The sequence below is a fragment of the Streptococcus sp. STR1/CE/0325 genome, assembly GCF_055386095.1.
Map to the genome: position 1 here is coordinate 262,862 of NZ_AP045018.1, position 24,938 is coordinate 287,799.

General features: G+C 38.8%; 29 protein-coding genes. 11 read left to right on the forward strand and 18 right to left on the reverse strand.

Translation table 11 applies throughout. The annotated features are described in order from the left end of the window. Positions 1–48: 48 nt before the first annotated feature. From gloA to ACZ49W_RS01335, 7 genes are all read right to left on the reverse strand, one after another. A complete protein-coding gene (gene gloA, locus ACZ49W_RS01305; RefSeq protein WP_464813544.1) occupies positions 49–435 on the reverse strand; it encodes a lactoylglutathione lyase in 387 nt (128 codons plus the stop codon). 24 nt (positions 436–459) lie between these two features. Continuing rightward, positions 460–759: a YbaB/EbfC family nucleoid-associated protein gene (locus tag ACZ49W_RS01310; protein ID WP_464813545.1), complete on the reverse strand. Its 300-nt coding sequence runs from the start codon at positions 757–759 to the stop codon at positions 460–462. Between the two features lie 77 nt (positions 760–836). Continuing rightward, positions 837–1,988 carry a site-specific integrase gene (locus tag ACZ49W_RS01315; RefSeq protein ID WP_464813546.1) on the reverse strand — a complete coding sequence of 384 codons (1,152 nt, stop codon included), beginning with the start codon at positions 1,986–1,988 and terminating at the stop codon, positions 837–839. Next, positions 1,975–2,235: a DUF3173 family protein gene (locus tag ACZ49W_RS01320; RefSeq protein ID WP_024416832.1), complete on the reverse strand. Its 261-nt coding sequence runs from the start codon at positions 2,233–2,235 to the stop codon at positions 1,975–1,977. Before ACZ49W_RS01320 ends, ACZ49W_RS01315 begins: the two co-directional genes overlap by 14 nt. 78 nt (positions 2,236–2,313) lie before the next feature. Further along, the gene (locus tag ACZ49W_RS01325) at positions 2,314–3,549 is read right to left on the reverse strand and encodes a replication initiation factor domain-containing protein (protein WP_464813547.1); all 1,236 of its coding nucleotides are present in this window, start codon (positions 3,547–3,549) and stop codon (positions 2,314–2,316) included. Between the two features lie 160 nt (positions 3,550–3,709). Then, entirely contained in the window at positions 3,710–3,985 is a 276-nt protein-coding gene (locus ACZ49W_RS01330) for a hypothetical protein (RefSeq protein WP_464813548.1), read from the reverse strand. A gap of 501 nt (positions 3,986–4,486) precedes the next feature. Beyond that, entirely contained in the window at positions 4,487–4,993 is a 507-nt protein-coding gene (locus tag ACZ49W_RS01335) for a coiled-coil domain-containing protein (RefSeq protein ID WP_464813549.1), read from the reverse strand. A gap of 191 nt (positions 4,994–5,184) precedes the next feature. Here ACZ49W_RS01335 and ACZ49W_RS01340 point away from each other — a divergent pair, with 191 nt between their 5' ends. Then, positions 5,185–6,135: a hypothetical protein gene (locus ACZ49W_RS01340; RefSeq protein ID WP_464813551.1), complete on the forward strand. Its 951-nt coding sequence runs from the start codon at positions 5,185–5,187 to the stop codon at positions 6,133–6,135. 80 nt (positions 6,136–6,215) lie between these two features. Here the strand turns inward: ACZ49W_RS01340 and ACZ49W_RS01345 are convergent, their stop codons facing one another. Genes ACZ49W_RS01345 through ACZ49W_RS01355 form a run of 3 tightly spaced genes read right to left on the reverse strand, consistent with a single transcriptional unit; the run spans position 6,216 to position 8,454 of the window. Continuing rightward, positions 6,216–6,623 carry a hypothetical protein gene (locus tag ACZ49W_RS01345; protein ID WP_464813552.1) on the reverse strand — a complete coding sequence of 136 codons (408 nt, stop codon included), beginning with the start codon at positions 6,621–6,623 and terminating at the stop codon, positions 6,216–6,218. Between the two features lie 16 nt (positions 6,624–6,639). Then, complete coding sequence (locus ACZ49W_RS01350) at positions 6,640–7,479, reverse strand: hypothetical protein (protein ID WP_464813554.1); 840 nt, start codon at positions 7,477–7,479, stop codon at positions 6,640–6,642. 15 nt (positions 7,480–7,494) lie between these two features. Then, positions 7,495–8,454: a hypothetical protein gene (locus tag ACZ49W_RS01355; protein WP_464813555.1), complete on the reverse strand. Its 960-nt coding sequence runs from the start codon at positions 8,452–8,454 to the stop codon at positions 7,495–7,497. 125 nt (positions 8,455–8,579) lie between these two features. Here ACZ49W_RS01355 and ACZ49W_RS01360 point away from each other — a divergent pair, with 125 nt between their 5' ends. The 5 genes from ACZ49W_RS01360 to ACZ49W_RS01380 all read left to right on the forward strand — a co-directional run bounded on the left by ACZ49W_RS01360 (position 8,580) and on the right by ACZ49W_RS01380 (position 12,989). Further along, positions 8,580–8,753, forward strand: coding sequence for a YlcI/YnfO family protein (locus tag ACZ49W_RS01360; protein ID WP_421425910.1), 174 nt, complete (start codon positions 8,580–8,582; stop codon positions 8,751–8,753). Positions 8,754–8,830: 77 nt separating this feature from the next. Continuing rightward, positions 8,831–9,544, forward strand: coding sequence for a DUF5986 family protein (locus tag ACZ49W_RS01365; protein ID WP_464813556.1), 714 nt, complete (start codon positions 8,831–8,833; stop codon positions 9,542–9,544). 26 nt (positions 9,545–9,570) lie between these two features. After that, entirely contained in the window at positions 9,571–10,728 is a 1,158-nt protein-coding gene (locus ACZ49W_RS01370) for an XRE family transcriptional regulator (RefSeq protein WP_464813557.1), read from the forward strand. A 51-nt stretch (positions 10,729–10,779) separates the two neighbouring features. Next, positions 10,780–11,799 (forward strand): hypothetical protein, encoded by a 1,020-nt coding sequence (locus ACZ49W_RS01375; RefSeq protein ID WP_464813558.1) that lies wholly within the window; start codon positions 10,780–10,782, stop codon positions 11,797–11,799. A gap of 446 nt (positions 11,800–12,245) precedes the next feature. Continuing rightward, positions 12,246–12,989, forward strand: a complete 744-nt coding sequence (locus ACZ49W_RS01380; RefSeq protein ID WP_464813559.1) for a MerR family transcriptional regulator — start codon at positions 12,246–12,248, stop codon at positions 12,987–12,989. A gap of 43 nt (positions 12,990–13,032) precedes the next feature. Here the strand turns inward: ACZ49W_RS01380 and ACZ49W_RS01385 are convergent, their stop codons facing one another. Continuing rightward, complete coding sequence (locus ACZ49W_RS01385; RefSeq protein ID WP_464813560.1) at positions 13,033–15,366, reverse strand: Xaa-Pro dipeptidyl-peptidase; 2,334 nt, start codon at positions 15,364–15,366, stop codon at positions 13,033–13,035. A gap of 109 nt (positions 15,367–15,475) precedes the next feature. Between ACZ49W_RS01385 and gla the strand changes: the two genes are divergently transcribed. Continuing rightward, complete coding sequence (gene gla / locus ACZ49W_RS01390; protein WP_464813561.1) at positions 15,476–16,321, forward strand: aquaglyceroporin Gla; 846 nt, start codon at positions 15,476–15,478, stop codon at positions 16,319–16,321. 31 nt (positions 16,322–16,352) lie between these two features. Here gla and ACZ49W_RS01395 read toward each other — a convergent pair whose 3' ends face one another. The 5 genes from ACZ49W_RS01395 to ACZ49W_RS01415 form a co-directional block, all read right to left on the reverse strand. Continuing rightward, on the reverse strand, positions 16,353–17,060 hold the full coding sequence (locus tag ACZ49W_RS01395) for an ABC transporter permease (protein WP_464813562.1): 708 nt from the start codon (positions 17,058–17,060) through the stop codon (positions 16,353–16,355). Next, positions 17,047–17,952: an ATP-binding cassette domain-containing protein gene (locus ACZ49W_RS01400; protein ID WP_464813563.1), complete on the reverse strand. Its 906-nt coding sequence runs from the start codon at positions 17,950–17,952 to the stop codon at positions 17,047–17,049. The genes ACZ49W_RS01395 and ACZ49W_RS01400 overlap by 14 nt, the downstream gene beginning before the upstream one ends. A gap of 144 nt (positions 17,953–18,096) precedes the next feature. After that, on the reverse strand, positions 18,097–18,345 hold the full coding sequence (locus ACZ49W_RS01405; protein WP_464813564.1) for a P-loop NTPase family protein: 249 nt from the start codon (positions 18,343–18,345) through the stop codon (positions 18,097–18,099). Between the two features lie 96 nt (positions 18,346–18,441). Beyond that, positions 18,442–19,389, reverse strand: a complete 948-nt coding sequence (locus tag ACZ49W_RS01410; RefSeq protein ID WP_464813565.1) for a serine hydrolase domain-containing protein — start codon at positions 19,387–19,389, stop codon at positions 18,442–18,444. Then, positions 19,374–20,099: a CppA N-terminal domain-containing protein gene (locus tag ACZ49W_RS01415; protein ID WP_464813566.1), complete on the reverse strand. Its 726-nt coding sequence runs from the start codon at positions 20,097–20,099 to the stop codon at positions 19,374–19,376. Before ACZ49W_RS01415 ends, ACZ49W_RS01410 begins: the two co-directional genes overlap by 16 nt. 264 nt (positions 20,100–20,363) lie before the next feature. Between ACZ49W_RS01415 and ACZ49W_RS01420 the strand changes: the two genes are divergently transcribed. Beyond that, the gene (locus ACZ49W_RS01420; RefSeq protein ID WP_464813567.1) at positions 20,364–21,275 is read left to right on the forward strand and encodes a sulfite exporter TauE/SafE family protein; all 912 of its coding nucleotides are present in this window, start codon (positions 20,364–20,366) and stop codon (positions 21,273–21,275) included. A gap of 33 nt (positions 21,276–21,308) precedes the next feature. Here ACZ49W_RS01420 and ACZ49W_RS01425 read toward each other — a convergent pair whose 3' ends face one another. After that, on the reverse strand, positions 21,309–21,641 hold the full coding sequence (locus ACZ49W_RS01425) for a winged helix-turn-helix transcriptional regulator (protein WP_464813568.1): 333 nt from the start codon (positions 21,639–21,641) through the stop codon (positions 21,309–21,311). 145 nt (positions 21,642–21,786) lie between these two features. On the opposite strand from ACZ49W_RS01425, the gene ACZ49W_RS01430 reads away from it, so the two are divergent. The 3 genes from ACZ49W_RS01430 (at position 21,787) to dinB (ending at position 24,380) form a co-directional block, all read left to right on the forward strand. Further along, positions 21,787–22,173 (forward strand): nuclear transport factor 2 family protein, encoded by a 387-nt coding sequence (locus ACZ49W_RS01430; RefSeq protein ID WP_464813569.1) that lies wholly within the window; start codon positions 21,787–21,789, stop codon positions 22,171–22,173. A 112-nt stretch (positions 22,174–22,285) separates the two neighbouring features. Continuing rightward, entirely contained in the window at positions 22,286–23,179 is an 894-nt protein-coding gene (locus ACZ49W_RS01435; RefSeq protein WP_464813570.1) for a DUF7916 family protein, read from the forward strand. Between the two features lie 106 nt (positions 23,180–23,285). Beyond that, the gene (gene dinB, locus ACZ49W_RS01440) at positions 23,286–24,380 is read left to right on the forward strand and encodes a DNA polymerase IV (RefSeq protein ID WP_464813571.1); all 1,095 of its coding nucleotides are present in this window, start codon (positions 23,286–23,288) and stop codon (positions 24,378–24,380) included. Positions 24,381–24,426: 46 nt separating this feature from the next. On the opposite strand, the gene ACZ49W_RS01445 is transcribed toward dinB, so the two are convergent. Further along, on the reverse strand, positions 24,427–24,906 hold the full coding sequence (locus tag ACZ49W_RS01445) for a hypothetical protein (protein WP_464813572.1): 480 nt from the start codon (positions 24,904–24,906) through the stop codon (positions 24,427–24,429). Positions 24,907–24,938: the final 32 nt, after the last annotated feature.

A 24,938-nucleotide genomic window follows, 5' to 3' on the forward strand; every position in this document is an offset into this window, starting at 1 on the left:
TTTAGACATAAAAAGAGGCTGGGGACAAAAGTCCTCAGCCTCACTGTTTTATTCTGGATTTCTCATGACCTCAAGGCGGTAGCCGTCTGGGTCAGTGATGAAGAAGTATTTTGGCGGTTGCCCAGGCAGTCCCTTTAGCTCCGTCATCTCATAGCCAGAAGCCTTGCACTTTTCATAAGTCGCTTCAAGGTCATCCACTCCAAGTGCCAAATGACTAAAACCATCTCCGATGGTATAGCCATCGCTATCATAGTTGTAGGTCAATTCCAATTCAAAATCGGGATTTCCAGGAACGGTTAGGTAAACCAAATCAAAACCATGTTCTGGGAAGCGACGCTCACGGTTGATGGTGAAGTCAAATAATTCTGTGTAAAATTTAAGCGTTGCTTCAAGATTCTTGACCCGGTAGCAAGCGTGTAGTAGGGTTTGTGCCATGTTTGTTCTCCTTAATTAAAACGATTAAAACGGTAATTTTCCAGCAAAAGCGCCGAGGGTCTTTTTGGTTTCTTCGTCGATTTGGCTCATGGCATCGTTGAGGGCTTGGATGGTCATGGCTTCAAGTGTTTCGATATCGTCTGGGTCAACGATCATCTCTTTAAACTGGATGCCGATAACCTTTTTATCTCCCATAACAGACACGCTGACCAAATCTTGGGAAGAGCGTCCGACAAAGGTCTTGCTTGCCAAATCAGCCTGACTTTTCTCCATTTGCTTTTGCATTTTTTGTGCCTGTTTCATCAGGTTTTGCATGTTCATCATAAGATTTTTAAGATTCCTTTCGTACCAATGGTTTAGACCCTCTGGTTAAGTTTTCGTTGCCTTATTTTGCCTTATTGTTAAAAATTTTCAAAGGCAGAGGCGATTTCTTTTTGTTGAGTTGGGAATAAATGTGAATAGACATTTATTGTAGTGTTAATAGAGCTATGTCCTAATCGTTTCATCAAAGTAAAGAAAATGTAGTCTTTACCCTCTCCATTTCGTAAACCTTGGGAAACTAAGAAGGCAGCATGAGAATGCCTAAAATCATGGTTGCGAATAAGTTTTAAATTTTGGGGCATTCTTTTTTTAAGAAGAACCCGAAAATTTGAAACATTTGGACCAGTCAATACCTCTGGAGTTGATTGAAAGAGTTGCAGGCTACTTGGATTATCAGTAAATTCATTTAGTAGCTTGTGTTGTTTCTCTTTCCAGTGTTTCAATTCTTCCACGAAGGCACGATGGATATAAATCCGACGATTGGATTGTGTGGTTTTAACTGTACCGATATGGACTTGACCTTTGCGATAATAAGCAGAGTATTTAACATCAATATAACTTTCTTCAAGGTTGACATGTTGCCAAGTTAAAGCCAATGCTTCGCCAATACGCATGCCAGTATACATTAGTACACGATACAAGAGTTGAAAAGGGTATTCATGCTCTTCAAAAAGTGAATCAAACTGTTTGAACTGGTCAGGTGTATAGTATGCCATTTCTTTATGTTGCTGTGGCAATCGTCTCAATCCATTACAAGGATTATCTTGTCGAATACGATTGGCAATTGCAACATCAAACATTTTATGGACAAAAATCATTTGCTGATTAACATGAGAATTGGTTAGAGTCCCGCCTTTTACACTAGGTTGGCTTTTAAGCCAATTTCTATATTCTTTGATGTCCGTTACGGAAACAGCTCGCATGTCCGCATTTTTGAAGTATTTGGACATGTATACTCGATAGTAAGACTCTTGACTATCTATTGTCCCTCGTTTATTGCCTCGAAGTTCATCTTCTTCTTGAACGAGCGAGTAGAGATAGGAAACAGAAACTTTATCTTTATGTCTGACTTGATGTAGCTTATTGATACGATAATCTGCCTCATATCGTTCAGCTTCTTTACGTGTTTTAAAATCTGTTTTTCTGTGACGTTTTTGTTCGCCAGTTACAGCATCATAACCGTCACTAATATCCACCTTCCATTTTTTATTTTGTTGTCTAGTTACTGCCATTTGAAACTCCTTTTTCAAGAGCAGTATCTTCTCGTACGTTAGTAATTATATCATGTTTTGGAGATAACTCAAAACCTAGAATGTCTTCAATAGTCTTGATTGGGACTCGTCCGATACGTTTGTTCTTGTACCAAGAAAAACCTTCAGAAACAAGTCTTGCTTTTGCTTCCCTAATGAGTTTTTTTGCTTGAGAATCAGAAAATCCAGTTAGTTTCATGACATCATCTTTATTTACAATGCTAATCATTTTTATGCCTCTCATACTTTCTTTCAAATAAAATATGTGAGATAATAGGCAAGAGATAAGCTTGCCTTATCTTCACAATCATTCAGCGTTCTTTCTTCCTGACTTCTTGGCGGATTTTGGGGAAGAAGGAGCGTTTTTTATATAAAAAATTTCAATGATACTATCAAGGTAAGTTTCAAATTCTAGAACTTGTAGTTCAGGGGCATTTTTCTTTAACCAAATATTAACATCTTCATTGGGTTTATAATTGTACTCATATTCGAACAATAACCTTTTTAGAAGTATTGTTACAGCTGGGATACCCCATATTTTCTTGACCTTTTCTAACATTGGAAAGAAGCCACTACCTTTTAATGTATAGTGTATACTTTGCATTAATTGATTATTTCTAGGGCTAGTCGCTACTAAGGGAGGAGCAATAGTGGAAAAGCTAAGCAATGCTTCACTATATTCTGTTAGCTGTCTGGTCTCCATATCAATCAAGCAATATTTTTCAACAATTTTATTGGCAATAAATTGTTGAAGCATATCACGTGAAGGGAGTGAAAGAATTAGCTTAGTCAGTTGCTTTGCGTATTGTCCTCTAAAGGTAACTTCAAATCGAACCCAAGATTGAAATTGCTGAGCGAGCTGAGCATACCTACCGATATTTTCTAATTGTTCAGTGAGTTTATCATAAATTTTTAGAAAACTATTTGAACCTTTTTTACGTGACCCAATTGTTATTGTTTTAGCTTCTGTATCTATTTCGAGTGCCGACATCTTTGTATGGTTACGATTTCCTTTGTAATTGATAATCTCGAACTTCTCACTTTTTAGATTATTGTAAATATCACTGACAGATAAAGGAAAGTTGAAATAGTCTGCACAAAAGTCAATTCTACTTAAATGCATATTCCAATAGGGTTCGTCTAACTTTTTGAGTATCTCATAGACTCCGATGGGTTTTCCATAGAAATGTTCATAGGCTTGTTGATACAAGCTCAGGGCGGATGCAGAGAACTTAATAATGATTCCCATTTTAAAATGGCCTTCATGAAAAGCAATTCTTAAAAAATAGGGCATGTTTTCAAAACTGTATGAAGTGGTGTATCCTTGTGGCGAAATCTGTTCTTTGGTCATTGTTCCAAACAGTGACAGAAGGGAAATTTTTTCTGCAATGATTGCAGAAAGTTCGTTAGCAATTTGACTCCAGTGGCCTGGGTACTCACCAATAGTCTCTTCATTTGGTTGAATTACTATGGTTAGCTCATCTACGTCAACATGAATATGTCTGCTGGTAAAATCTATGTTTTGAAGTATATCGTTCGTCATTAATTTGTTCTCCTGTAATACAATACTTGTTTCTGGAATCTGGGTTATTACATTACCCAGATGAGTAATGGCTTGCCTACCGCAGGTGGACTTCTAACCAGTTCAACCTATTGTCCAACCCATGGTTGTTTTCTAGCTTGTACTGGTTAGAAGTAATAACTTATTTGTAAGTTTTAAGTATTTCGTCAAATGATACGATTAGTCTAGCTTCTGCGATTTCGTATTTAGGTCGCTCTCCGAAGCCAGAGGTATCAATAAGTGCTACTTCATAAATACCAAGTTTGGTAAAAACAGAGGTAAAAACTTCTTTATTAAACGGCAAAAGTAATGTTTTCCAGGATGGCGCATTGGTTTTAAGACAAGATACCCACCCATCCTTTTTTTCTTCTTTATTACTAATACCAGTTACTGTTATGATTTCTTTTGTCTGCGTCATAATATTATTCCTCTTTCTTTATTTGTTTGTTTTTTCAATTAGATAAACTGAAAAGACTGTTTCTCCTGATGAGAGTAAAAGTAGATTTTCAACTGTAGATAACATTTAGATTTTCTTGACGATAAAAAAATCAAAAGAAACATCTAAATACAAAGTTGTAAAATTAGTTGCTGAACAGTTAAAATTTTAGCTGTATTTTAGCAGGTTTTTAAATCTTGTACGCTAAGAAAATGTCATAAGTTGAATACTTCGTTTAATCGTAATTATAAAATTGAAACTGTCGCTGATTGATAATGCGAGTTCTAGAAAGCATAGATTGTTACACTCATTCTGACGCATTACTTTCTGCGTCTTCACAACCGTTCAGACTTGATGCATAATGCTATCTGCAAAGCAGATTCATTCGCTTCACAATCTATGCTTTCTTCAAACTGCGCATTAGTTCATGTCAGCTTTTTCAATTTTATAAAATTAACTGATTAAATCTGAAGAAAATTCAACTTATGAGAAGTTTTCATAAAGCGAATACAAGATTCTAAGAACCAAGTTGCTGTCAATCCAGCTGAAAAAATTTTTTCGAAGTTCAGCATCAACTAATTTTTTACGTTTTTTGTATGTTTGCTGTAGTTCTTCAAGTTTATTTTTTAGCTCGTCAATTTCAATATCTAAATTGAAAATCTCACTGTCTTTCAAATCAACTTTTTCTTCAAGCTCAGACTCAAGAGAAGCAATTTCTTTTATCAGTTTGTCTTTTTTTGAAACATACTCACTCAAAAATGAATCGAGTCTTGTGTTTGTGCTAGCAACGCGTAAAGTATTTTTATTTTCGCCGACTACAATGCCGACAAATATAGGTGCGTGATTCTCGTTAGAATAACCAACAACTTGATAGTTATCATCTAGCTTTATTTCAATCCCACCGCGACTTTTTTTAGTTTCGTCCATATCGAACAAAATATATTTTCCCAAAAGTTCTTCAGGCAGACCATCTGTTGGAAATAAGAGCATATTAATCCTCCTCCTATTTTTATTTTGCTATCGTCTGTGCACATTGATAGATACAAGAAACTTTCTTGTATGATTACATTCTATACATTGTTAAACGAGAATAAAATAGGTATCCAAAATCAAAAAGCGAATCGTCAATTAGCAATAATGTACTGCTTTTTTTGCACATTGTTCTATGGTATACTAGCCCCATGAATACAAAAAAATATAGAGAACCAAGTGAATTTTCTAGTCAGTTAGATACACTCCTTTACTTATTAAGCTCACAATACGATATAACTGCAAGGGATATTGCACAAATTATTCAAGTGCATGAAAAAAATCTTTCAAAGTGGAGGAATGGGGCAACGACCCCAAAATATAAAGAAACTCGTGGACTATTAGACTTTATTCTCTTGCTTTCACAAGCACTATATACAAACAAAAACAATGAGCTATTTCATCTACTAAATTCATTGGAAAATTTATGCTATGAAAGATTGGTTAATTTGAATCCCCGTAAAATTATTCAGGAAGCTAAAATTCAAGACATGCAAGAGTTCCTAAATGAATTTAGTGATAGAGCTCGTCTACCTGTAAATAATGCTCCCTTTTTTGAAAATAAAAAAATCCAATCATTCTACAGTGACTTGGTTAATGATGGTAATTTAGATGTCACAATAGGAAGTAATACATTTTATGTGCCCGAATATCAAGATTTTACGAAAACTATTGCTGTACAATATCGTGACAGGTTTATTAATAATTTCAATAACTTTATATTAGTTCTTGACATACTTGTAAATACATCTGTAGAAAATTATTCAGACTATGATTTTATCCCCTGTTATTCACCAACTAATTTAGAAAAACTGAAACTTAATGCAAGAAAATTTATCAATTATATACCATCAAGAAATAAGACTAACAAAATCTCTATTCCTGCTTGGCTTGCTCAAAATATTGATATCGATGCTGTACAAATCTCCAATTGGAAAAGGGGGAAAGATTTTCCAACGATGTCACACTTGCATAAGCTAAACAAATTACTAAAATTTGAAGGCGATAGAGGAATGATAAAGTATAATATGTCGAAACAAATGTGTTTCTATCATTTAATCAGACGATTTGAGGAAAGCGAATTAGATGGAAGAGGCAACTAAGAATATTTATTTTGCGTGATATTTTTATAAATGTTTTATTAAAAATAAAAAAGATGAGCTGTCAAATTGCTCATCTTTTTCTACTCTTTTGTTAAAGTTACAGTATCCCCTGTATCTCCTGCTAAATCAGGTATTGTTACAGAATCTCCTGAAACTGAGTATTTCAGCTCCGTTCCATTGCTATCACTGATAATCTGTTTGTCTGTATCAATAGTTACTTTCTCGGAATAGAGGTACTTCACATTATTGCCTCTCTCTGAAAGGAGATTGATATTAAGTATGTTTTCATCACCACTTACTTTTAGTTCGTAATGCAATGTTAATTCTTCGTCTTCAAATCCCATTTCAGAACCATCAATACCGCCTTTTTCGTATGAATATGTTCCTGATAACTGACTATCATTGGCATTCGATTGATTACCACAAGCACAAAGGACAATTGTCAGCGTTAGAGTGAGTAGGGGCAATATTAGTTTCTTTATGTTCATCAGTCTGCTCTTTTCTTTAATTGTTTGAAATTAGATTTTCTAGCTCTAAATCACTTGGAGCTGTAGATGGGTAAGTTTCAAATACTAGCTTGGGTACGATGTAGATATTCGCAAGGCTAGATAATACTATTTGTTCTGAAATAATCTCTTCTCCCATTAATTGGTCTTTAGTAATATCCCATAAAGAATTTCCGTAATCGCTTGATAGTAGGTAGTATTTAGAATCTAGCTCACTATTTTGCATTTTTTTAGCATAATCAGTTTGGCGATTTGCAAGAGCCAATGGAAGAATTTCTAGTTGAATAGACTCCCCAGCTGGTAAATTACTAGCAAGAGCAATCTGAGCGATTTTAACCCTCTCAGAACGTCCTGACAATGTGGTGTAGCCATATAGGGTGAAATATGTCCCGTACAAGTTGTTATTGTTTGAATTGGTTGTTGTTCCAATCAGTGTTTCATCATAGTTGTTAATAACAGTAACTTTCAATCGTCTAGTTGCTTCATCATAACCGTCAATCGTGACATTTAGCTTTGTCAATTCAGAAGGAAGGTAGTCATTAGTAACATTTATGCTAGCCTGTCCGTTGAAGATGTTGGTTTGATTCTCATTCCATGCTTTTTGACTACGTTCTTCAATCTCATTATGGTAGTTAGAACCATCAGTCTCAGCTACTTCTTCATAAAACTCCTTCAACCACTTATTTCTTTGTTCCTCGGAGATTGCATCCTTTGAAGAAGATGATGTTTCAACAATCTTTTCAGAGGATTTTGTGGTACTTTCATTACTCTGACAAGCAAATAAGAGTACTGTAGATGCCAATAGTGTCACGCTTACTAAAATTTTCTTTTTGTTCATAGTGTGTCTCCTTTTTTATAACCAACGGTTTTTCCTAGCAATATCATCATTAAATCGTTTTAACTCTTCAGCGACTTTATTTTGAGCCTCAATATTGTCTCTAGCGTTACGTTGCTCTTGTGCGTGATGTTCTGCACGTTGCCTAGCCAGACGAGCTTCTGATTCTCTTGTCTCTTTTATGACAGCTTTCGATGCCTGCTCAACCCTTCTAGTTGATACTTCTATATCCCAAAGATTCAAGGCTTTTCCGATGGTCTTCGCTTGCCCATATTCTAATTTTTGTATGAGGAAATTTATGACTTCATCGTTAGTCCAATACTGGTTGGGAATGGATATAGTATTCATAATATTCATCATTTCATTTTGATGGTTCAGAAGTTGAGTTTCAGTGGATTTCAAGGTATTTTTTAGATTATCTACCACTAATTGTTGTTTTCTACGCTTTCCAGGGACGAGAGCGTTTTTCTTTCGATTCTCTGGAATGACAACATTTTCATAGTAGATTTTATTTTTTTGAACCTGTCTGATACTATATAAAACCCAGACTATCAAAAGCCCAACCACAATCGGAACAGGAATTGAAGGTGGATAATAAATAAAGTCTTCAACCGCTTTTATTGGGATATAGAAGAATGTATCCTCAAACTCAAAATCTTGGAAAAGTATAAAAGTTCGGATAATCGTTTCTATAATGACACCAATAATGGCAACTCCTGCTAAGGCTAGTAATACAACTATTAGAAAGATTATAAACGCAATCAGGGACGGTAGGTGAAACAGATTGAAAATAGTAAATCCTCTAGTGCGAATATCCCATTTAAAGTCCTCAAGAAATACTTTTTCATCTGAAATAGCATTTAGGGTAACCTCAGCTTGAAAAATTTCTCTTCCAAGTTCTTTTATTCTATTTTGTGTTGAGGGGATTAGATTATTTTTTAATATTAAATACCTTCTTAATGAATTGGCAATATCCATCTGGGCTCCTATATTTTAACTTTTATTACATTATAACGTAATAACACTAACTTTGCAATGCAGAATGCAATGCATATTTAGTGTACAAAATGCTATATCCTAAAAATAAAAAGAGGAGAAAAGATATGGCATTTCAACTAAAATCAAATCGCAAAGAAACAGAAAATAAAACAATTCGTTTTCCAGTACCACTTATTGAAGAAATAGAAAAAGCAATTCAAAACAAAGATGTAACTTTTTCAAGTTTCGTGATTCAAGCATGTGAGTATGCATTGAGGGATATGGAGGATGAAAAATAACACCCCAAAAACGACAAAGGTTGACTTTTTTGGCAAATAATCTTAAAATAAGACTATAAAATCCAAAGGAGTATATTATGAACAATTTGCCACCACAAATTTTTAAATTTGCTCAAGTATTTTCAATAAATCACAAGAGAGATATTGAGAAAATATTTTCTGATAATGAGTTTGAAACTAAAAATAGTCTACCAATTTTAAATTGGGATTTTATTTATCGTGATATTGTAAATACTGCAAAAGCAAATGATTTAACATCACCCACTATGGATATGGGGGCTCTATGGACAGCAAGAGGAGTAATTATTGAGGGCATCCTATATATTTTTATGATGAAGAAAAGGTTTGAAGATGTCATTAAAAAATATGAAAAGCATCACTATCTTACCTGTATAGCACGTTCGAAAAATTCTCATTTAAATGGGAAAGAAGAAGGTAAGCTATCAATTGAGTTATTTAACGATTTAGATGATGATGAGTTGAGTAATTCACAAATTGAGCAATCGAAGAAATTATTGGGAGACCACTATAATTTTATTGATGAGATTAGAGTTGTTACCTTTGATAAAAAAACTAAAGAAGTGACTGTTAATCAAGTAAATGCCTTTTGTGAATTTATTGATGCAGAGAATATTACAGAATTTGATTTTACAAAACTTGAAGAAGATGGACGTGAAAATACTCCAGAAAAACCTCTTGTAGCATTGAAATCTGGTATACAGAAACAATTGGAGTCACAGAAACATGTTAGTCTTCCTGTTGAAAAAAAGGAAGAGAATAGTAAATTATGATATTTTATATAAAATAGGAGTAAATCATGCTTCAAATTAGTTTTAATGGTGAACGTTTAAAAGAAGCAAGGCTTTTTAACAAAAAGAGTATTACTCAGATTGCAGAGTTTTTAAATGTTTCAAAACAAATGGTTTCTAAATATGAAAAAGGGAGAGCGACGCCTAGTGAAGAATCATTAGAAATTTTGGAAAAGGAATTACAGTTTCCGAGAGATTTCTTTTTTGGGAATGATAATTTTAGTTTAAGTTCTACAGGAACATTTTTTAGAAGTCGCTATACAGCGACTCAAACAGAAAAAATGCCAGCAGAAATAAATAAAAACTATGTGGCATTAATAAGAGATTATTTGGGAAAGTTTATTGATTTTCCAAATCTTGACTGGGAACTTTCTGGTTTAGATTTTACTCCGCAAGAATACGCAAGTTACATAAGGGAGAAGTGGAAACTGGGAGATAGACCAATTGATAACTTGTCGCTGTTGATGGAAGAAAAAGGGTTTGTTATTTCTAGAATAGATACTCAAAGTGATAAAGTTGACGCCTTTGGTTCAGCTGTTAAAGTGAATAATAATGAGTATTATGTTGTTATGTTAGAAGGGATAGATTATTCATTCTATCGTCAGCAGTTTAGTTTAGCCCATGAATTAGGACATTGGTTAATGCATGAAAATTGTAAGTCCCCTCAAGAAATGGGGGCAGTTGAGTATAAGCAGATAGAAGACGAAGCAAATGAGTTTGCGGCAGAGTTCTTACTGCCAAAGAGTTCATTTAAACATTCTATTATTGGTCATGAAAATGATATAGAATATTATAGGCACCTAAAGAGAATTTGGCAAGTTTCAATTAGTATGATGATAATGCGTTCGAAGTCATTGAATATCATAGATTCTAATGAGTATACAAACTTGTATAAAAAACTTAGTTATAGAGGCTGGAGAAAAAATGAGCCTTTAGATTCAACGAAATTGATTAGCAACCCTCTATCTTTAAAACAATCTGTAGAATTATTAGTTGAAAATAGAATTGTGATGGATATATCTGCTGATATTTATAGAGTATATAATAAATTGTTGCCGAATTTTTTAATTGAGAAATTATGTAATTTAGAAGAAGGTTATCTTGATGAATTGAATAATAAATATCCAAATATTATCAGTTTGAGCAAAAAGAGATTATCTCGATGAAAGAAATAAAATAGAGAGATGAAACTACCTATACATGATGGAGGATATAAGGTGGATAAATATAATAATGAGACAATTAAAAAAGTTTTATCAAATATTGAATCTCAGCGATTCAAGGAAAATCTTATTAATGAAACCTGCTTTTATAAGAATTGCACACATAAACCGATTGATTCACATGTTGTACAAAGAGCTTTGTTAGGGGAGACTTTATCAGAGGACAACAATGTGTACGCTTGGATGCCACAGAATGTCGCTAGGGGTATAAGTCAAGGGAAAGAAGTCTTTTTTGAAGAGACTTCTATAAATCAATCGGGTGTATTTAAAGGTTTTTGTGGGGATAAAGGAGATTCTCATGATGCAAAGTTATTCAGAGGAATAGAAACAGATGTTAAGTCAACTTCTATTGAGGAGTATGTATTTCTATATTCATATAGAAGTCTAATATATCACCTATGGCTTGAAAAGGGGCTAACACTTTCTAAAGATGATAGAGTATCAAAAATGTTGTCTAACCCCGTAATTACAGAGTTAAGTGCCAAAATCAAAGATATCCCAGCAGAAATTAGGACGTTATTACCAATTGATGATGAGTTACCTAGATTTGAAAATCTCAAAAAAATTTATGAGAAATATATTGATTCTGAGGGGGAAATAGGAAATTTTAGCGATGATTTCTTTGTTAAATTTCTCCCTTTGGATAGAATATCTATTGATTTTGCAACATTAGGAACAAGAGTTTACAATTCAGAATATCCTATAACATTGGGAGTTCTACCACATTATAAAGATAAGCCTAATTTATTTTTTGTTGTAGCTCATAAGGATGATGAAACTAATGATTTGATTGAAAATTTGAAACAGATTACATTGGATAATATATCTCAATATTGTTGGTTGATTCAAAATCTACCAATGAAATGGTCAACTAATAGCTTTTTGTCACCGAAACTATATGACCATTTGACCTTGACCGGAGAACTCTCTCAACTACAAATTTTTATAGCCAGCACAGGGCTACTTGATTTTAAAGATTATCAAAATTTTAACCTAATTAATGTTTTTAAATGAATATTTACAATAATAGGATATATAGTTATAGTTGTAATAGCCTATAGCAGAAAACGCCCCATGACTAGTGAGGCGTTTTTAGATTACATAGAAGATACTGCTATTGTCTATTTTTTGTCTTATTGGTATAAATTTAAGTGATTTTAGTTTAATTTAGTGAATTTAGAAAGGCTTTAAATCAACATTTCTGACGATTACAAGACTTAAAAAATCGTGGAACAAGTCTTGCATGTTCATCATTGTTCTTTTGTCCTTTCTTTTTGTCCGCTCTCTATTATACCACGTTTGGGAAGAGATGAGAAGCGCTCGCCTTTTTGCCGAGGTTAAATATATCACATCATGCTTACTATTCTTTCAAAAAATGTTGGCTTATCCCTTGACTCTGCCCCAAGGTCAGGGTGTAAACTAAAAGCAGATGAGCTCATCAAATGAAAAAAGGAGGAAAGATGTTTTATCAGATTAGAGAAGTCGCCAAATTAGCTGGCGTTAGTGTCAAGACGTTGCATCATTATGACCGCATTGGTCTTTTGGTGCCTAGAAAGGCTGAAAATCACTATCGCCTATATAGTGAGGCGGATCTAGACACCTTGCAGGCTATTCTTTTTTATAAGGTTTTGGGTTTTTCCTTAAAGGAAATCAAGACCTTGTTACAGGAAGGTTCAAGGACATGTCTAGAGCGCTTGCTCCAGCAAAAAGCCTTACTAGAAGCAGAAAGAGAACGGATTGAAACCTTGATTCAAACCATAGACAAAACCATTAGAGATGACCAAGGAGGAGAACAGATGAGTGCCCAAGAAAAATTTGTAGGTTTTAGCCAAGAAGCATTTGCCTCTTATCAAGCAGAAGCCAAGGAGCGATACGGCTCTTCTGTGGTCGATGAGGTGGGAGAAAAGGTAGCAATCGCTCCAGCTTTTTTCACCGCATTAGAAGAGAGGTTTAAAACATTAGGAAAGTACGCCAAGAAAAATCTTGCAGTTCAAGATAGTCTAGTTCAAGCAGAAGTTGAGCGTCTGTATCAAGAGATCGTTCAACAGGCTTTTCCCTGTTCTTTAGAAGCATTTGCAGGCATCGGTCAACTGTATGTCAGCGATCCGAGATTTACCCAGAATATTGACCAAGTAGCAGGTCAAGGCACAGCCCAGTATATGAGTGAGGCGATCGCTGTTTATGTGAGTGGTCAAAAGCTCTAGAAAGAGATGCAAATCCCCTATACAAGCGTATAGGGGATGTTTGTTAGTCAACAGGGACTTGGAGATAAGACTGACTGAGGTCAATCGCGAGGGCATAGTCTGTGTTATCACGGATGGTGTGTTCAAAGTCAGTGGTGTAGAGAAGCACGCGTAGGGTATCGCCCTTTTGCAGCTGATAGACGGTTGGTTGCAACTCAAAGCTGAGTGTCATCCACTCATCAGGCTCAACCTGAGAAATACTGAGGAGACCCTCTCGGTTTTGGAGGTTGAGAAAACCTTTGGTAAGGACCCGTTGTGGCACTTCTTTAAAGGGGAGTTCCTTGAGGTCTTCGATGGCAAAGTTGCGCCCATTATCAATGATACGAGGTTCAATGATTCGTGGGAGAGAAAGGTGCTGTTTTTTCTGACCTTGGTCTAAGATTTGACAAGACAATAATCCCTTGTTGTGGCTGGCTCTCACCTTGAGGGTAAGCGAGATAGGACCATTGATTTTCATTTCTTCTAGGATAGGTAGATCAATCAAAAGGCTGTTTTCTTTTAGTTTTCCTTCAAAGAGGTTTTGTTTAAAGGCCTTAAAGTCCTTGCTGTAACGCTTGAACTGTTCTTTAGGGTAAGCATTTTTAAAGACACTGTCTGATTTTGACAGATCAAGTGGGAAAATCAAGGGTTTTCGACCACCAAAATCATCGAGGCTTTCCCAGGTTTCTTCTTGGTGGTTGGCTTGCCAGATGACATTTGGCAGGTGAAAGTCACTTTTAATGTTCAGCAATTTTTGGCTCAAAAGGGCATTCATGCTTTCTTTAAAATCAAGGGACTGCCAGTTGTTGATATAGACATGATCGCCTTGATGGAGAAAGAGGTGCTTTTGAATGGTTTTAGGAAGGGCTTTGAAGATACGGTAAACATGGCTAGGTTTAACGTTCCAGTCTTGCAGACCATGCACATAAACCACATCTGCCTTGATATGCGAGGCATTTTTGCGGTAATTTCTCTCATGCCAAAAATCGTTGTAATCCCCACTTGTTCGGTCAATTTGTTTGGTCATCTCACCTAGAAAGGCTTGGTGTTTGTCGTGGTTTTTGAGATAGTCGCCTCCGACCAAATCTCTAGAGTAAGTAAAGGCAGCCAAGGAGTCAAGATCTTCACCCGGATAGCCACCAGGGCTACAAACCAGTCCGTTTTCTCGGTAATAATCATACCAAGAAGAGATGCCTGCTTCTGCAATGATGACCTTTAGTCCATCTACGCCAGTCGTGGCAAGGGCAGTGGACATGGTGCCAAGATAAGAGATACCAGTCGTTGCCACTAAGCCACTTGCCCAGCTGGCTACGACCTGCTTGTCTTTTTTGTGGCTGGTATAAGCGATGGCACGCCCATTTAACCAGTCAATTACTGCCTTGTAGCCTTCGATATGGGCTTTATCGCCGCTAGTCATCAAGCCCGTTGACCCTGCGGTACCAATCCCAGAAACGTAAAGAGAGGCAAAACCGCGCGCCAGAAGATAGTCATTGAGGCGGTAGGTCGAGGTAAAGGTGAAGGTTTCTGTTGCGTTTGAAACGGGAAGGTTGGGCTTGTTTTGAGGTGGTAGCAAGAGTTTACCAGCCTCTTTAGGAGCGATGGTGTGGGGTTCTTTGACAGCCAGAGTCGCTTCCATTTTGTGGAGGTGCTGATCGCTAGCTAAGTCATTAACGCCTGCGTGATAGGGGCTTGCCGTTAGGATAGCTGGCAGAGGGAAAACCGTATGAGGACGAAGGATCTGAACCTTGACCAAATCTCTTTCACCGTCCTTGTCGGTATCAACGGGGGTTTCGACATAAACCACCTCACGGATGACATCCTTGGTATCAAAGGTGGCAAGACTCTTGCCGTTAAAATAATGATGCCGATTGGAAACAGGAAGAAGTCCTTGGGAAACCAACTTGTCAATGAGCAGCATGCCATTTTTAGTCCGAGTCGCTAGCAGCTGATAGAGAAACTCCAGCATGTGTTGCTCCTTGTAATGAAGCATCAAGGACATGGCTTGGGTATTGCCCTTATAAGTGATGGGAAAGGCAATCTTTTTAAGAAAGTCATCCAGCTCACTTGGTTTAAAGTCAACATAAGGGATGAAATCAAGGAGTTGGAGAGCTAAGGTGAGAACAATCTCGCGTGTCAAGGCTTGGTCTGACTGAAAAAAAGTTAGAGCATCTGTGTTTTCGGTAGCTAAAAGGTCAAGGAGCACTCTGTCTTTATCTTCTTGTTGGGGATGAGCTTTTTCGATAAAAGCACGCAAAAAGCGTTTGTCAGACATAGGCTCAATGGGAAAACCAAGTTGATTCAGTTCGTCTAATATTTGAGGTTTGGCAGTCGGAATGTAACTATATTGATTATATTTCATCATAATCTCCTAAGTAAGTGTTTTCATTTTTGAGTTGTTCTTTACATTCTCTATTATACTTGATAGAATATTAAATGTCTAAAAAATCACTATAAAGGAGACAAATAAAATGGACGTGACTTGGACACTCAAGTACATCACAGAATTTATTGCAACAGCCTTTTTGATCATCATCGGAAATGGAACAGTTGCCAATGTGGACCTTAAAGGTACCAAAGGACGTGGTAGTGGCTGGATTTTGATTGCGATTGGCTATGGTCTTGCCGTTATGATGCCAGCTCTGATGTTTGGAAATGTATCTGGAAACCACATCAATCCTGCCTTCACGCTTGGTCTTGCGGTAGCTGGTCTCTTTCCATGGGCACATGTTGCCCCTTATATCATTGCCCAAGTTTTGGGAGCTATTTTTGGTCAGTTCTTGGTGGTGGTGGCTTATCAGCCTTATTTCCAAAAGACAGAGAACAGCAATGCCATTTTAGGGTCGTTTTCAACCATCAGCGCCCTTGACAACGGTAGCCTAGAAAGCCGTAAGCCAGCGACTTGGAACGGTTTTATCAATGAGTTTATCGGCTCATTTGTCCTCTTTTTTGGAGCGCTTGCTTTGACGAAGAACTTCTTTGGTTCTGAACTGGTTGGTCGCTTGATTGACTCTGGCTATGATAAGACAGTAGCTGAAACACAAGTTGCTCCTTTTACCACAGGCAGTTTGGCAGTGGCCCACCTTGGCATTGGTTTCTTGGTGATGGCTCTTGTGGCTTGTATCGGTGGGGCGACAGGTCCAGCGCTCAATCCAGCGCGTGACCTTGGTCCACGTCTCCTTCATCATTTCTTACCAAAGAGCATGCTTGGTGAAGCTAAGTCTGATTCGAAATGGTGGTATGCTTGGGTACCAGTGGTTGCTCCAATTCTAGCTGGTATTTTAGCAGTTGTTTTGTTTAAATACTTGTATCTATAAGAAAAAGCTGTCCGTGTGACAGCTTTTTTGCTTATTTCAATTCTTTTTTCTTAAAACCATATAGGGACAGTCCAGCGTAAACGAGACCAAAGACAAGGGCAAAGCCAATCTGTGGAAGAAAATCATGCGCTTCAAGACTAGGTTCTTGTAAAGCACGGAACATCAAGAGCCCTTGGGGTAATTGCAGATGAAGAAGATTAGAGGCTAAAAGGAAAAAGAGTTGATCAAAGAAGAGTGCGAGAAAGAGAAAGAAGCTGCTGGCTTGTCTGGTGCGTTTGAGCCAGATGAAAAAGAGATTGCTAAGCAGCATCAAACAGGCATAAAGGGGGATTTGAGTCACAAAGATTTGTAGAACAGGGAGCAACTGCAGTTTGTCCCCAGATAGGATGAATAAAAGGCTGATCCAGAGATAGGAGAGCAAGACATAAAACAGACCTAAAAGAAGTGAAGCGAGCGTCTTAGCGAGAAAGATATGTGTACGAGACTTTTCTTTGATGACTAGCTGGTTGATGGTGCGATAGGAGAAGTCATCTCCCCAGAAAAGTCCACTCACAGATGGAAAGAAAAGGCAAATGTACTGGGTACAAAAGTTGACGACACTGATTTCATCAGGACTAGCATGATCCATCTGACCGAGTAACAAGGTCATTAAAAGAGGAATCAAGATGAGGATAGAAAGTGGTAAGAGGAGCCGCTTTTCCTTGATGATGCGGTAGGTTTCTGCTTTAAGGTAGTTCATGGGGGTGACCTCCTTGTTTGATGAGTTCGAGGTAGTAGTCCTCAAACGAGATTTGGTGTTTTTTGAGTTGCTCTAGCTGAATATGATGCTCGAGTAAGAGAGAAAGGAGCTTGGTGGTATCAAGTGAAATCGAAAGACTCAAATAATCGCCTTCTTCTTGATAGGTGTAGCCGTGTTCTTGTAAGAGTTTCGCTGTTTGGTGCAGTTCCTTGGTCTGAAGGAGATAGCGCTCATCGAGGAGTTTGTGCAAGCCTTCTTTGTCAAATTCTTCCAAGATACGTCCCTTGTGCATGATGATATAGCGATCTACGACTTGTTCTAGCTCTGAGAGGATATGGCTAGAGAGGAAAATGGTCATGCCGTGCTCATCGCGTAGGGTATGAATGATTCGCCTGATGTCTCTGATTCCAGCAGGATCTAGTCCATTGATGGGTTCGTCAAGGATGAGAAAATCCGGCTCATCCAAAATAGCAAGCGCTATGGCTAAGCGCTGTCTCATGCCAAGAGAATAATTTTTGGCTTTTTTCTTGAGATCGACATCGCCTAAACCAACGATGTCTAAGACTTGGTTAATTCGCTCATCTACGTCTGTTAGTCCGAGTTGCAAGGCCAACTGAACCAAGTGTTCCTTGGCAGAAAGATTGGGATAAAGGGCTGGAGATTCAATCAAAGCTCCCATCCGAATGGACGCTTCTCTAGTGATACTGCCCTGACTTGGCAAGATCAGCCCTGTCAATAGGCGCAACAAGGTGGTCTTACCAGCACCGTTTTCACCCACGAGACCGCAGATTTCCCCTTTTTGAATGGCAAAAGAAACCTGATCGACTGCTGCTTGGTGACCGTAGCGTTTGCTTAATTGATGGAGTTCTAGTAGGCTTGTCATCTTTTTCATCCTCCCGATATTGTATCTATACAATAGTATGACGGTAAAAGAAGAAAAAAGCAAGAACTTTTCTAAAAAATAAGAAAGCATCTTGCTTTTGTTGAAATGACTGATGCGGATAAGGTAGTCAAAGAAACATCATTAGATAATCGTCTAGTGATGTTTTTCGACTTTTTGGCAAATGCGAGTCAAGTGGTCGACCAAGGACAGGTCTGGGGTCAAAAGGCTTTCTTCTGGCCAGTTGAGGTAGTCTTTGTCTATCCACCAACGTTTCATGTCTGCTGGAGAAAAGTCAAAGCGTTTGTCCCGTGTCTGATGGCGTTTGAGCGTTTCTTCAAAAGGTAAATCATAGTAGTAGGCGCTCAAATCTGGGGCAAACAATTCTCGTAACTCCGCTAGCATACCGCCATAGATAGCTGTCTCATAGAATCCCTCGATGATGGTAATGAGGTCTTGCCAGATCCTGAATTGCCACGAATGCTAATCAAATAAGCCATATTAGTCCTTTTCAGCGAGTGTTGTCTTGATCACCTCAATCAATTCATTGCGATCAATAATCCATTGGGCACGGTCGTCCTTATCATAGGTGCGGTTGGTTAAAAAGATAGCCGCAGTCTGGTCTTTACGGTTGACCATGATAAAGGTGCCCGTATAGCCGGTATGCAAGAGCCAGTCGCCCTGCAAATCCCAAGCCAAGGAACGACTAGACTGGTTGTTAGAATAGTCCTGATAAAGACTTTCAGCAAAATCATCTTGTAAATAATGGTCGAGGAAAATTTCTAGGTCACTAAGATTAGAGAAAAGTCCAGCACTTCCGGTATGCTCAAGAAGGACGCGGGCCTTAGGGTCATGGACGATGCCACTGGGCTGATGCTTGACGGTAGGAACAGCCTTCTTAACCGGACCAAACTGGGTCTTTGTCATTTGCCAAGGTCTGAAAATTTCGTCTTGATAGACCTCTCCAAGTGGTTTTTGGTAGAGGTGTTCAATAAGAAAGCCCAAGAGGATGAAGTTGACATCGGTATAGTGAAAAGCCTTGTTCTCCTCTTTCTTTTTTAAGTGTAGCATGGCTTTTCTGAGCTTGTCTTGACCAAGCTGATCGCGATTGGGGATATAAGGGTCTAGTGAGCTGGTGTGGGTGAGGAGCTCTCTTATGGTGACGCTCTTTTCCCTAACATCAGGCAGGTAGTAGGAGAGAGGTTGGTCAAGCGCTAGAGTGCCTTTTTGGATGAGCCAGATGAGGAGTGTGCCTGTGCCGACCACTTTAGACACGCTAGCCAGATCATAGAGTAGGTCGGCTTGGGTAGGCTTTGTCCCGTCTTGGGTACCAAAATAGTAGCGCTGCCATGCACCATTTTGATAGAGGGATAGACTGGCGCCGGGATAGAGTTTGTGTTCTAATTGGCTGGTGATGGTGTCTAGGATCTTTGTCATTTTTCTAACCATACTTCGATTCCTTGAGGGTCAGAGATGACGAGGAGTTTTTCTTTTTTATCTAAAAAGGTCGCATACCCCTTTTTCTCATACTGCTCACGCAGCAAAGCTAGTGGTGTGTCTGGCTTTGCTTTTAGGGTCAAGATTTCTAAGTCCAAGGTATCACTAGGGTAACTCAAAAGATCAGGTCCTTGCTTTTCTTGGAAGAAAAGGGGGAGATCCAAGTCTTGGTAGAAAGACTGGCTGTCTTTTGGGTTTGGGCTATTAAGGACAAGACCATCCACCTTGATGGGAAAAGGATTAAAGACATCGCCAGTTTCTTCTGGAGTAAAAGGAGAAGGAACAAGCGTTCTCCAGTCGTCTTCTGCATGAAGTAAGACCAAAAGTCCCTCGGGTGAGACCACTTCAAAGCCGTAGCCTTTTTCTCCCTTGAAGGTCTTTTCAGGTTTGATCTCTGTCATTAATTGCTGTAAGCCTTCTTTGTCAAGGGCTTTTAGGATGAGGCGCTCTAACTTTTTCTCGCCCACAACGGGTCTTGATTCGGGAGATTCTTCCAGCACTAAAATGGGGGTTTGGTTTTTTTTATGCCCTAAAAAGACCAGAGCATTTTCTTCGTGGAGAACCTGAAGCCCGAGCTGTTTGGTGTAAAAAGCAATATTTTCGTCACGGTTGTCGATGCGTAAAATAGGATAGTGCAATACATACGATTTATCTTTGAACATGTTAGCCTTCTTTCTTCATCTCCATTTTAAGGGAAAACACTCAAAATGGCAACTGTTTGCTTTTTGGGGAAAGAAACCCTCAAAAACGACTGGTTGGATGTTTCATAAAAAGTCTAAAAATCTTATGTTCATCGTTATCACAAGAACTAAAAGACTTGATTTAGTGGTGTTTTTAGCATCTTTATGTTAGGAAATGATAAAGAATAGCGATTTATATACAGTCTTGTATTTACAAATAGTCTTTTTTTGTGTAAACTAGGTAGCATGGATAATATGATGATACTTCACTTGATACAGTTGGCTCTTGTGGTAACCATTATCGCAGTGGCAACTTTTTTTATTCTTTACACCCGTAAGCATAAGATTAATATGTTTGAGCGATTTTTCACTGGTCTTTGGATTGGTGTGATCACAGATATGCTTGATACCTTAGGAATTGGATCTTTTGCAACGACGACAACCTTTTTTAAAACGACAAAATTGGTGGACGATGATAGCAAGATTCCAGGCACTATGAACACGGTTCATAATATTTCGGGGCTTATCCAGTCTTTATGCTTTTTATCAGTGGTACAGGTGGATTTGACGACCCTTTTTGTGATGGTGGTTGCCTCAGGTTTTGGAGCCTTTTTCGGGACACGCATCACCAAAAATTGGCATACGCCAACGGTTCAAAAAATCTTAGGAACGCTTTTGATTATTGCAGCAGGAATCATGGTCTTTCGCATGTTGACTAACCCAGGTGGTGACATTGTCAATAGTGCCACGGGTCTAACGGGTATTTGGCTATGGGTTGGAGCTGCCTTTAATTTCCTTTGTGGGGCCTTGATGACCATCGGTCTTGGAAATTTTGCACCAGAGTTGATTTTCTTCTCCCTATTGGGTCTTAGCCCGACCATTGCCATGCCTATCATGATGCTAAATGCCGCGACGGTCATGACAACGTCTAGTATCTCTTTTGTAAGAGATGGTCGCGTGAATTGGACAGGATTTGCAGGAATGGTGATTGGTGGAGCGATTGGTGTTTTGACTGCGGTCTTCTTTTTAACCAATCTTGATGTAACCATGCTCAAATGGTTAGTGGTTGGTGTGGTGATTTACACAGGTGCTACGATGATTCGTGACTCCCTCAAGGCAAAATCAGCTAATAAGACCGCTTCAAGCGTTGTCCGTTAATAGAATAAGAAAAAACGAGTAGTCTTTTTAAGGTTACTCGCTTTTGATATGGTCCAAATAGTTTAAGCCCCAAGTTTCAACGGCATCAAGCACCTTTTGAAAACTTTTGCCGATCTCGGTCAATTGGTACTCCACTCTAGGTGGGACTTCTGGATAGACAGTTCGCTTGACCAGCTGGTCTTTTTCTAGTTGTCTGAGGTGTTTGGTGAGGACTGCCTGAGAAATACCTGGAATATGGCGTTGCAGTTGGTTGAAGCGTTTCGTACCTGTGCTGAGCTGGTAGATGATGACGAGAGCCCATTTTCCCGTTAAGACTTTTTGGGTGGTAGCAAAGGGGCAAATACCGTACTGGCTAATCTTTGACATGATGTTTCCTCGGATTTTAAAAAATATTTTCTCTTATTTTATCATAATAGGTAATAAAAAGATACTAAGGAAAGAAAAAATACCTACTTGTAGAAGAGAACTTATCTTGCTATACTAGAAACATCAAAACATGGAGGACACAAATATGTCAAATTTAGCAATTTTTAACCAATATAACCAAGGTCTTATTGATGGAGATTTTGATGCTGTTTTTGGAGTGATGGCAGATGATATTATCTGGCACCAACCAGGAAATCACTCAACTTCAGGTCAAGTCGTGGGAAAAGCAGCCCTAGGTCAACATCTAGCAACCTTTGGTGAAAAAACGAACGGAACGTTTAGGGTTTTGACCAATTGGGTGTCTGAAAATGGTGATTTGGTAGCAGCAAATGTGACTTTCCAAGGAACCAAACCAGATGGAACAGAGCTTGATATGAATGGGATTGATCTCTTCCGAATGAAAGACGGTAAAATTGTAGAAGTGTGGCTTTTCTCATCAAATCAAGCACAAGAAGATGCTTTTTGGGGGTAATTCAAGAGAGAAAAAAGGGGCTATGGACCTCTTTTTTTATTGAGGAAAATGGCTTGACGCAAAACCGGTTGCACGTGTTAAACTAAGATGGATAAAGAAAGGAGCGTTCAATATGGTCAAACGATTAATGAGTGCAACAGCTAGTGAGATAGAAAAGATGAGTGGAGCGGACTTGAAACAGGCGATTCTAGCTAGCGAGGGGCGTGTGGTGATGGGAGAAACCGTTGTCACAGCGGCACCTCTTTTGGAAGGCGTGACCAATGCAGAAGTGATGGCAAGTTTTGGGGCAGACCTCCTTTTGCTTAATGAATATGATGTGTTTACCCGCTTTATCAGAGATTTTAAAGAGAAAGAGCCTATTAGCGAACTCAAGCGCTTAACAGGTCGTCCTATCGGGATTAATTTAGAGCCGATCGATGAAGAGGTTAAAGCTTTAGAGGAGTTAATCACACTTCCTGCTGGACGAATGGCTTCTATTGCTACCTTTCAGGAAGCAGAAGCCCAAGGAGTCGATTTTATCGTGCTGACTGGAAATCCTGCAACAGGGGTAACAACAAGGAGTATCCAAGCAGCCATCCAACTAGCTAAAAGCTACTTCTCAGGACTTGTTTTTGCAGGGAAGATGCACGGAGCAGGTGTTGATGAAAAGGTTCTTTCAAAAGATACGATTCTGTCTTACTTGGATGAAGGAGCAGACGGTATTTTGATTCCTGCGGTGGGAACGGTTCCTGGTATCCGCGAAGAGGAGCTTTATCCCATTGTCGAAAAGGTAAGGGAACAACAGGCGATTGTCCTAAGCGCTATTGGGACTAGCCAAGAAAGTAGTGATACGGACACGATTCGTCAGTTTGCACTCTCTAGCAAGCGCCTAGGGGCTCATATCCAGCACCTAGGTGATGGCAGCTATGGCAGAATGCCCGATCCTGAAAACCTATTAGCACTCTCTATCGCGATTAGAGGAAAACGTCATACCTATTATCGGATGAGTTCTTCTATTCGTCGCTAGCTTTTATCAGCATTGGCAGCTCCTAAGAAGGGGGCTGTTTTTGTGTCAATGTCTTTTTAATGCAGGTGTCAAAGAAAAAAGTTATAATAGTAAAAAGGAGGTGTCTATGCTGATTTTTCCCTTGCATCAAGATTTATCGAGGAAAATCATCCATATTGATATGGACGCTTTTTTTGCTGCGGTCGAAGAAAGAGATGACCCTAGCTTGGTGGGAAAGCCAGTCATCATCGGTGCCAATCCAAAACTGAGTGGGGGACGTGGGGTGGTTTCTACCTGCAACTATGAGGCTAGAAAATATGGTGTCCACTCCGCCATGAGTTCCAAGGAAGCCTATGAGCGCTGTCCGGATGCCGTTTTTATCTCAGGCAATCATGACAAATACCGTGAGGTCGGTCTACAAATTAGAGAGATTTTTAAGCGTTATACCGATTTGGTCGAGCCGATGAGTATCGATGAGGCCTACTTGGATGTGACGGACAATAAAATTGGCAGCACCTCTGCCATCAAAATTGCCAAACTCATCCAGTATGATATTTGGCAGGAGTTGCACCTGACCTGCTCAGCTGGGGTGTCTTATAATAAGTTTCTAGCTAAGCTCGCTAGTGATCATCAAAAACCTAGGGGACTAACTGTGATTTTACCCCATGAGGCAGAGGAGTTTTTGGCGACTCTGCCTATTGAAAAGTTTCACGGAGTAGGGAAAAAATCAGTGGAGCGTCTGCACGAGATGGGACTTTATACGGGAAAAGACTTACAAGAGGTGCCAGAGATGACGCTGATTGACCGCTTTGGGCGCTTTGGTTATGATCTTTACCGCAAGGCAAGGGGCATTTCGGATTCACCGGTTAAACCCAATCGGATTCGCAAGTCTATCGGTAGTGAGCGCACTTATGCCAATCTCCTCTACAAGGAGGAGGACATCAAGGCAGAGATTTCTAAAAATGCCAAACGGGTGGCAAGGCAACTTGTCTGGCAGCATAAAAAGGCAAGAACGGTGGTACTCAAGATTCGCTATGCTGATTTTACCACCCTGACCAAGCGTCAGACTTTGGGAGAATTGACCTTTGATGAGGTTGTCTTAGAACGTCACGCCCACGCCATGTTTGATGCTCTTCCTGAAAGACTAGACGGAGTGAGGCTAGTGGGTGTCACGGTGACAGGACTAGATGATTATCACAGGATTATTACCTTGGATTTATAAAACAAGTCTGGGCTTGCTAGCTCAGACTTGTTTGTTTATGAACGGATTATCCTTCGATAATGATATTGGTTTTCTTGTCCAACTCATTGTTGTAAAGGGTAGCTTTTTTGTAAGTATAGCCATAGATAGCCAGTGAAATGGCAATCATGATGATGTTGATGATATTAAGCCCTGTTCCTGCCATCAAACTAAATACCAGACTAATCACCACGCCAGCAAAAGCTGTGTAGTAGCCAAAATAGCTGACACTTTCTCTTTTTTTGATATGTGAAAGTGTCTGAAAGGCGTAGAAGGTAATAATCACCTCAATAATGAGAGAAATCACGAGGGTAAATTGGGAGAGAGGTGAAAAGAGTATTTTGAGTTGTTCGAGTTGTTCAGGACTCATACCAGGTAGGCTATCTTGACTTTTTAGGTAAAAACCAATGGCGAGTGAGTAGATAGCCGAAATGAGGTTAATAACCCCTAGAACGGCGATAAAGATATTCCAGCCCCTTAAGGAACGGCTGAGTTTTTCAAAAGACATGAGCGTAGCCTCCTTTAATATGATGTATCTTT